The 8,905-nt window shown below is 52.7% G+C and carries 7 protein-coding genes; all 7 read right to left on the bottom strand.

Annotated features, from left to right (window positions below; genetic code table 11):
- On the bottom strand, window positions 1-2,260 hold a 2,260-nt coding region (locus CA13_RS20990), incomplete at its 3' end, for an FG-GAP-like repeat-containing protein (protein WP_419194642.1).
- Window positions 2,261-2,513: 253 nt separating this feature from the next.
- A complete protein-coding gene (locus CA13_RS20985) occupies window positions 2,514-3,704 on the bottom strand; it encodes a DUF1559 family PulG-like putative transporter (RefSeq protein WP_146403806.1) in 1,191 nt (396 codons plus the stop codon).
- A 42-nt stretch (window positions 3,705-3,746) separates the two neighbouring features.
- Window positions 3,747-3,929 carry a hypothetical protein gene (locus CA13_RS20980; RefSeq protein ID WP_146399956.1) on the bottom strand — a complete coding sequence of 61 codons (183 nt, stop codon included), beginning with the start codon at window positions 3,927-3,929 and terminating at the stop codon, window positions 3,747-3,749.
- 77 nt (window positions 3,930-4,006) lie between these two features.
- Window positions 4,007-4,699, bottom strand: a complete 693-nt coding sequence (locus CA13_RS20975) for a DUF2306 domain-containing protein (protein ID WP_146399954.1) — start codon at window positions 4,697-4,699, stop codon at window positions 4,007-4,009.
- A gap of 111 nt (window positions 4,700-4,810) precedes the next feature.
- Window positions 4,811-5,515 (bottom strand): hypothetical protein, encoded by a 705-nt coding sequence (locus tag CA13_RS20970; protein WP_146399952.1) that lies wholly within the window; start codon window positions 5,513-5,515, stop codon window positions 4,811-4,813.
- Between the two features lie 4 nt (window positions 5,516-5,519).
- Window positions 5,520-8,204 (bottom strand): prenyltransferase/squalene oxidase repeat-containing protein, encoded by a 2,685-nt coding sequence (locus tag CA13_RS20965; protein ID WP_146399950.1) that lies wholly within the window; start codon window positions 8,202-8,204, stop codon window positions 5,520-5,522.
- Between the two features lie 276 nt (window positions 8,205-8,480).
- The gene (locus CA13_RS20960; protein WP_146399948.1) at window positions 8,481-8,903 is read right to left on the bottom strand and encodes an ExbD/TolR family protein; all 423 of its coding nucleotides are present in this window, start codon (window positions 8,901-8,903) and stop codon (window positions 8,481-8,483) included.
- Window positions 8,904-8,905 lie beyond the last annotated feature (2 nt).

Here is an 8,905-nt window from a genome sequence, read left to right as displayed (position 1 = left end):
TTGCTAGCACTACGGGTTGTGCAGGTTCAGGTCTCGATCCACTACATCTTGTTCGAAGCGGCTTACGCCCGTGCCATTCGTCATTGCCGCCTTTTTGATCAAAATTAGCAATCACAGCACCAAACCCATAGTTCGGAAGTGAGCGCATTTCTTGGCAACCGTCCCATTGCTTTAGCTTACCATCCGGTTGGGTTTGCCAAACCGTATCGGTTGCCGGTTTGAAACCACTTGGATTACAGATGTCATGATCTGGAACACAGGGATTCTGAAGCACCAATGGATCATCGATGTAATTCAATTCAACGATTTCTGGCAAATGATCACCACTGAGATCGCCGCATGCGATCGAGCTTGTCCATGCGCCACCGATTGCCATTGAGGTTTGTGCTTCCGACGGAATCGGCAAAACCTCGCGTAGAAAGGTTCCATCGCCTTGGTTGCAATACAAAAGATTTCTTCCAATGTTTGCAACAACCAGATCCGGGAACCCGTCTTGGTTGATATCCGCTACTGCCACACCCTGACCATATCCTCGATCACCCGTGCCACTTAAACCGGGGCCACTTAAACCGGGGCCACTTAAACCGGGGCCACTTAAACCGGGGCCACTTAAACCGGGGCCACTTAAACCATTGACATCAACAAAATATTTTCCGCCGCAATTGCGAAACAGCGGATTTGGTTTTGAGTCGTCGGTTCCGAACGGTTCCCCGCCACCTTGTGTGAAATACAGATCAGGCCAACCGTTGAGATCAAAATCAACAACACCGATTCCGCCGCCGGTCACTTGATGCAGAAACCATCCTGGAACCTTCGGATCATCACTGTTGTCGTATTGAAATTCGAGTTTGGCCTCTGTGCTTACATTCTTAATCCGAAATTCGGAAATTTCGGAGGCCGTGACCGTTGGACCAGATTCCGGCGTAATTTCAGAGTCTTTTAAACTTGCCATGTCAGGAAGCGGCCATTGATTAACATCGATCCCGCAGAGCACACGTTGTCGTTTGGATGTTTCATCGAACGACGCAGCCGATTGCGTAAACCGCTGCATGTACCGCCTTGATTCTTCGCTTTCGCCAAAACGTGATATTTCAATCCGCAGCCATCCAAGGGCTTCATGGGGGCGATCGAGTTTATCAAGCACTTCGACCATTCGAAGCAGGTCGGCTTTTGATCCCGGCTGCAATCCAAATTTTTTCGCTAAACGCGCAGACTCAGTCAACCATTTAGCTCGCTCAGCAACTCGCTCCACCACCTCATTTTGTTCCAGAGGCAAAAGTGACTGAGCCAAACCGAGGTACGAAAAACGATCGGTTTCGTCACGTAGAACTGCTTCGCAAAAACATCTCACCGCCTGACGATGCATTGAATGACGTTGAAGCCACAATCCTAATGCAAACCAATATTCAGGCTCTTTTTCAATGGATTCCGGAAGGTGATTGAACCACAGATTCATCCCTTCGTCATCTTGCTGTTCTGCAAACACACGTCCGGTAAAAGCCGCGATGGGGGTCAAATCGGGGAAGGCGCTCCAAAGCTGCTTGCACAATCGATTGGTTTGTTGCAAATCGCCATTAGCCCGAAAGTACCTCGCTTGGCCCAAGGCGGCAGGAGCCAAATTTCGCCCAGCAAGCTGCTTGGGGTACGAATCATCAATGAATGCATCTCCGAGGGTCGTCAGCGCGTACAACTCCCTCACCCCAATCTCGCCCGACTCCGCCAACGCCCGCATATGAACCGCCGCTTCAATACGACGCCCTTGATCATTCAACAACGACGCTAGTTCCCGATGGACTTTTATGGGATTCGGGTCGATCGTTAGCAACCGTTGCAATCGTTTTTCCGCCTCCTCAAACGCTTCTGCCTCAATTAGCGTAGAAGCAGCCAGCCATAATGCATCGACTTGGAACTTCGGTTGTTCAGAACCAATGCCATCAAGAATTTGGACAGCGACCTTTAGATTTCCGCTCTCCACCTCGCACTGAGCCATCAACATAGCAACTTCAGGATCCTCTGCGTCTGAGAACACTAATGGTCGCAATTCGTTTGCTGCTGCAACGACATTTCCATCCTTCAAAAACGCTTTGACGGAATCAAGACGCTCTTGCTTGGTCTTGGTCTTCGATAGCGCCGTTGACTCTTTCAGTTGTTGTCGCTGGGCGAGTTCTCGTGCGTTAGGCAGGGACTCTCCTTGGTCACAACCGATCGCAACGATGCTAAAAGAGACGACTACCATCCAACAAAACAGAACGGAATTCATGTTGTGTTGATCTTGCCTCGAACGAATTTTCCTCATCAAAGTTTTCATGTTCTGATCCGGTCCTAGTGTCTGCCCGCAACTGATTCGGCATGAATCTTATCATATCAAGCGACGAAGCACATTGCGAAGCACGCCGCCCCACAAGACGACGGCGTGCTTCGCGGTGGTCCTGACCGAAGCCACAAGTCCAATGGCGATGAGTTCACTCACGATGGTTTCGTCACTCGGTGCAAAAGCATGTTGAACGATTCAACTAAAAATCTTCGTTGATGGTTTCGCGTGCGGCTCGCGTTCCGAGGGCTCCCCATAACCCGTAGGGGCTTTCGGAATTTGGTGCGCGCGATCCTGTTCCGTTGCGGATAACGGATCCTGATTCGGAATTGCCTGCTTCGATTGAATCGGTCATGAATTTTACGGCACCGTCGGCCATCAATACATGGCACCCTCCCTGATGGCGACTGGAGGACGATAACATACCGATACCCGAATCGCCGCCTGCTAAACACAATTCTGTATTGGGTGGTCGGATCGTATTGAAGCTAGTGTAGATCGCCGCCCCATCGGCCCATCGGAATCCGCGACGTTGATCGACGCGGCCCATGCTTGCCGGACCTTGCTCACTCTGGTAGGCCCAAAAGTTGGGTCGCTGTTCATCGATTTGGTCGGCACAGAGATTTGGGTTTTCGTGAATTTCATTCCATGCATTCGTCAGCGAACCCGTCGCGCGTCGATCGAAATCACCCAAGTCGGTCGCCACTTCGCCGACCATAATCGTGTTCGCCAATCCATCAAGGATGTCTTTGAAGCGAAGAACTTGACGCGGCACAAATACCCCGCGCCCCGATGCCGCGACCTGCTCAATTCGGTCATCCGTCCAACTTTGCGTTTCGGTATTCCATCGAGTTGCCCCTACATTGAGCCAATGTGTGGCATCGCCAATACAAGCGACGAAGTTGGATCGGCCGTGCGAGGGTAACCCGACGCCCGGATCCGAGGGACATCGCAGCATCGGCATTTCCGTTTGCCATGGATCGTATTGCCGAGTCCAAGGTGCCGGCCCACCTGCGGCAAAGTCCATTCCGTTATCTTCGGAAGGAAGCGGGTTGCTGATTTCTTCCCACAATCGCGAGTGTTCCAAAAACGGCGTCAGGGCAACCAGAAAACTAAGACGATACCGATTATTCCCCGGTGCTGATGTACCACCCGAATTGGACGCCGGATCAAAAGTCCCCCCCATTTGCATCGGTAATTGATCATACGACGAATGGTAGTTGTGGATTGCCAAACCAATCTGCTTGGCATTGTTCGAGCAACTCATTCGCCGAGCCGCTTCGCGTGAACTGCGAACCGATGGCAGTAGCAAGCCAACCAAGATTCCGATGATCCCAATCACTACCAACAATTCGACGATTGTAAAGGCTGCTTTCGTTTCGCTTCGTATCATCTCGCTTCGTATCATCGTGTTTCGTACCATCGTGTCAGCCTCTTATTCTTGTTGCCCAGCAGACAATTCCGCCATTTCTGCGTCATATTGGGCGTAGTCTTCGGGTGACGAAAACTCCGCATCGGATGCGTCAATCCGAGTCACGGAATCCTGATGGCCGCATCCTGTAAAAAGTGTGATGGTGTAAAGCCATATCACAAAACAGCCAAGTGGAATTCGCTTCATAAGTTCGACCTCATAAGGGGAGTGCTGGGAAACCGTTCCACGCCGCAAATAATACTCACCTTGCCCTGTTCCATTGGTTAAGTCTGACGAGGATCACTCCGGTTAGCAACCTTTTTGCTGCCTCCGCGTTTCCATCGCCATACCATTTCGTAGATCGCGAGTGGGATGAGCCAACTAACCCAAGCGTTTGCACGATATAAAGCCTCCGATTCGGTCTGGGTAACAATAGCGACTCCGGAAATCAAACGCAGTACTAGCGGGGAAATCAGCAGGACGAACGACCGGCTTGCCCATCGTTGGTGCAATTGAAACTTTCTTGCCCGTGCGTAGTAAGCGGTCACCGAAACACCAACCGCTGTTGCCACCGTCAAGAAAACGAACCCGACCGCGGCGATCGGTCCGGCGTAGGCCATTCGTGCTATGATCAATCCGCTCGGCAACATCACAGCGATGATGATGACAAGGAGCGACTTACCGAGCCTCCGATGTTGTTTAGCAAACCGTTTGCGCCCGCCGCTGAGCATCAATAGCGTGCCTAGCACAACGACGATGGGACCACTCAGAATGTGAACGTAGAACGCGGTGCGATAGGTGCCAAAGAACGTGTAGCGACGTCCGCTTAAAAACGCCGACGCATCATAGTCGGCTGGAAAGTACCATCGATACTCCATCAAGATCCCAATCAATCCTTTGACCAGTAGCACAGCCATCGCGACCATTGCGATGCGACCGAGATTACGGGAGCGAGTGGATTGCTCGACGGTAGTCAATGAACAGCCTCCGTGGTAGTCGATGAAGAGCTTCGAATAGAGTTGCCTATGGCCCTGAAAAAGCAAGTTTCATTTCGCACAATTGCAGAACAAAAGACGACCATGATTCCTCTATTCTAACGCCTCTCGCCCCGCCTCGTCTGCTTCGAGCATTTTCTGGAGCATTGGCATAACCAGTTGACGGTAGATACCTTGTGCCATCGGATACTGCTTCATCTTTTCAAACGCTTCGTAGACCGTCTTGCCTTCGACCTCGGTCATCGGAACCTTTGATTGATGGCCTTGTGCATCGACCATGGTCGCCTCGTATCGCCAATTCTCGTCTTCGTCCTGGCTGCGATCGACGCGGAGGATCTGAGCTGTTTCGTGATCGAATCCCCCCTCGGTCGGCTGTGGTTTCCCAGAGTACAGATTGCGATCGAGCCCCATTGACTGGGCCACTGCGTCAGCGACGTCGTCAAGGGATGCTTGGTCTTCGAATTGCTCGAGCCGTCGCAAGTTCTTATCGAATTCGGCAAGCTTTGTTTCGGTGTTCGCCTTCGCAGCTTGATCGATCGATGATTCGAGTGACGTTTTGATTTGCTCTGGTGGAACATCGATATCGACAACCGGCGGCGGACTCGCAACGGTATTCGAGGGGCGTTTTTCAGTGGTGGGTGGCGTATCCGACTTATCGCGACTGGCCGTCTTTGCATTGGGCACGTACCAGAAAAACAATGCAACAATCAGACCGATGTGAAACAAAACGCTCCACACAATCGCACGTCGAATGCGTGGCCGTGATTGCTTTGTCGGGTCCGATGCGTTCCGAGTCATTTTGCTATTGGCCGACTTCATCGTAAATCGGCAAGTGACGATAGTAGACTTCAAGATTCAATAAATTCATTGTTGTCACATAAAGCCTTCCTCCGTGCGGACTCCAGCGATCCTCGACAGGGTACACGGGATCCCAACTACCTGCCTTGGGCCCATCCTTGACTTGGCTACCAAGCAACACTGGATTGAGATACTTATTCCATCCTTCCCAATATTTTCCTCCCATGTGGAACATCACCTGCGTCGCATAGTACCAATAATATGCGTCTCGCTTTGACAATCGCACGTCCGCACGTCGATTCGCGGGTTGGCCCATGGTCGGCGGATGTTCAAGCAAATAGCTGGCTGCGGACTTCAATGAGTCACGGTCACGCCGCCATCCCGAGTACATTCGCATCAAAATACCCACCGCGGTCATTGTCGGTGTCACTTCTTTTCCATGGCGCTGCGTCTGTGTGTTTGGGGCAAATGGATCGTACCGGTAACGATCGGCTTGGGCCGAATTTTGTTGGGCATAGTCAAGCCAACGGTCGATACCTTCATAGGCCTTATCGGGGACTTCGAGTCCCGACAACTCACCGCTTTTGAGCGCCATCATCATCCACCCCGAGACGCTCGTGTCGCTACTAATTTGCGCCACGTAACGCCATCCGCCTAGCCGCACATTTTGCGTCTTACCGATGTAGTCGAGTGACAACTGAGCCGCCTGTTTTAGCTCATCATCTTGCGTCATCCCGTACGCCTCACAGAGGGCCAATGCGGAAATTCCGTGACTGTAAAATGCTACGTTTTGATTACTAAATTGGTCTTCGCGTCGATACAAGTCACCATTGGTTTCTTGGTTATCGAGCAAGAACTGCAAACCGCGGCTTACAGTATCAGCATATTGGTGTTGACGATGGGTGTACCCGGCACCTTGAAACGCCAATAAGCATAGTCCGGTCGCCGCAGTATCGCTTCGAAGCAAGACATCTTCGCCGTGTCCACTGAGCGACCAACTGCCATCTTCGTTTTGCGTATCCGCAAGATACGCTAACCCTAATTCGATCGCTTCTTCGGTTGCCGGACCGACAAGCCCAGCGGGTGTGGGAGCCGCACCACCTTGGGTCCGCATGACGCGGCGACTGAACGATTCCACGGCGGCGATTTTCGTTCCTGCCGGCGTCACGGGTCCGCCAACATCACGACGTTCACGTGGTTGATGGGTGATTTCCAGCGCGCCGACTTCTGGCAAATCGGTCGTTGGAATCACACCTGCAAACGCATCGGGCCGATCCGCCAATCCCGCAATCGACTCGCGAGCGATCACGTCAAGACTTGGTCCGAGCGTGGTCTCCGAAGCAACCCGCGGCGCGATACTGTTAGCGGATTCACGTCGTCGTTGAGCGATTGATTCGCCAAAATCCGAGCGATCATTCATCGTATCGGGTAACGAGGAATCGTCCGCCGAGGCTTGCGACATGATCTTCGTCGAAAGTGTTGGCACGCCAGCGGGTTTAAATTCACTCCGGCTTGTTTGTGCGGTAATCGCTGGTCGCGACTGAGGCGAATTACCTGCTTGGACATCCGGCATACCTGCCATAGCGGATAGGTCACGGCGACGAAATTCGCCGGAACTCGACGGGACCGATTCTTCACTCGGAGCACTCATGCCATCGGAGCTCTCCGACGCTGACAATTGTGCTCCCTTGGCATTGCCGCGTCGTTCCAGCGTGACCTCCACTGGCGAAAGCATTTGTTCGGCGGTCTCGTCAATTCTTGCGATTGCAACCGTTTGTGGCGCAGGGCTGGCGCCGGCTGGCTCGATCGATGGGCTCTGCGATCGCGAACGACGACGATTCGACAGCCCCAGTTCGCCAACCGTCGGCATCTCTTGAGACCGACTTCGAATCGGCGAGGCGACGGGTTTGGATGGCTCCGCAGTAGGGGCCGGAGCGAGCAGAGGCAATGGGGCGTTTGATTTGGTTTCGCTTCGTGATTGACGTGCCACTCGCTGCTCCGGTGCCTCCGCTTCCGCTTCCTCAGACGGCGCGACATCAAGCTTGGGAACGCTTGGCTCGGATGTTTCCGGGGCGGTCTGTTTGTCGCTTGAAAGTTCACGTCGAGATAACTGGGCAGGCGAATCGGCGGGTTGCGGTTCGGCAAGTTCCGGTTTCTGACGCTTCATCAAAAACTTTTGCATCGGCCGATCATCGGGTTCCGGTGGCCGAGGCATTTCGAGTTCAGGAGCCGAATGTTCAACCGGAGGTAGTTGACGAATTTCCTCGGGGATCACCCGTGAAGTCGTTTCGGCTTCTACCGGTTTGGACCAATCGGGTGTCGCAGCCGTTTCCTTTGGTGTCTGAAACAAATACTCAGGAACCGTCTTGCGAATCGGCGAGCGTTCGGGCTTGACCCCTGTGAATGCCTCGGGAAAGAACTGACTAAAAACAACCACATTTACCGCCAACACAAGGAGCAGTAGATGAATGAATACGCTAAACAAAAAACCAATTTGGATCGACTTTTTGATGAACTGCGAAACCATCCCCCGCAGTGCCAACGACAAAGCCAAGGCGGCCAAAGGAACCGCCACCGCGTACGTCCAACCGTTGTAGAGCCAACGAGGATCGTCAAAACGAAGCCGGGTGACGATCAAGTACAAAACCAAACCGGACAATCCGGCTAGCCAAACATCCAAAGGCCACATCGGATCTTTTGAACCCGGCGGTCGTGATGAAACGGGGCTATCGCTGACGTTTCTCGGTGTTGATGAATGGCGATTCAAAGGGGTCAATAAAATCCGAAGGTAGTGGAAGACGCTGACACTTCCATTAGGTCAGGACACTTCCATTCGATCAGGGGCGTTTGATTCAGGGCACTCTCTGCGAATCCCGCCACGGTTTGGGCGGCTTACATCAGTTTTCGGGTTCGATCAGTTTTCGGGTTCGATCAGTTTTCGGGTTCGATCAGTTTTCGGGTTCGATCAGTTTTCGGGGCCTTCGGTGGTGGTCACCGAATAGTCGCTAACCCCTGTATGATTACATACGTCCATGACACTCACGACCGGTTGAAACGAGGTAGCTTGATCGGCGCGAATCACCACGGTTTGGTTCGTTGGATTACTTGCCACGGCGGACTCTAACAAGGTTCGCAGTTCGTCAAGGGAAGTCAACTGTCCGCCGAGATACGTGTTCCCTTGGGCATCGATATCGACCACGACTTCGCGAGGTTTACCCGTCATCGGAACGGCACTCGTCGCCGTCGGCAATTGGATCTTCAATCGCCGCTCCTGTTCCTCAAACTCGCTTGTCACCAGAAAAAAGATCAACAGCAAAAACACGACATCAATTAGAGGTGTCAAGCTAAGGGTCCCAGCGACTGCGGAACGTTTGATTTCAACAGCCATCG

This window comes from Novipirellula herctigrandis (genome assembly GCA_007859835.1).
Classification (GTDB): domain Bacteria; phylum Planctomycetota; class Planctomycetia; order Pirellulales; family Pirellulaceae; genus Novipirellula_A; species Novipirellula_A herctigrandis.
This window is presented reverse-complemented; position numbering and strand designations above follow the sequence as displayed.

Bases quoted from the DNA above. Each gene is read 5' to 3' on its own strand.
- CA13_RS20985 (WP_146403806.1), bottom strand. From the start codon at position 3,704: ATGATACGAAGCGAAACGAAAGCAGCCTTTACAATCGTCGAATTGTTG.
- CA13_RS20980 (WP_146399956.1), bottom strand. From the start codon at position 3,929: ATGAAGCGAATTCCACTTGGCTGTTTTGTGATATGGCTTTACACCATC.
- CA13_RS20970 (WP_146399952.1), bottom strand. From the start codon at position 5,515: ATGACTCGGAACGCATCGGACCCGACAAAGCAATCACGGCCACGCATT.
- CA13_RS20965 (WP_146399950.1), bottom strand. From the start codon at position 8,204: ATGTGGCCTTTGGATGTTTGGCTAGCCGGATTGTCCGGTTTGGTTTTG.
- CA13_RS20960 (WP_146399948.1), bottom strand. From the start codon at position 8,903: ATGGCTGTTGAAATCAAACGTTCCGCAGTCGCTGGGACCCTTAGCTTG.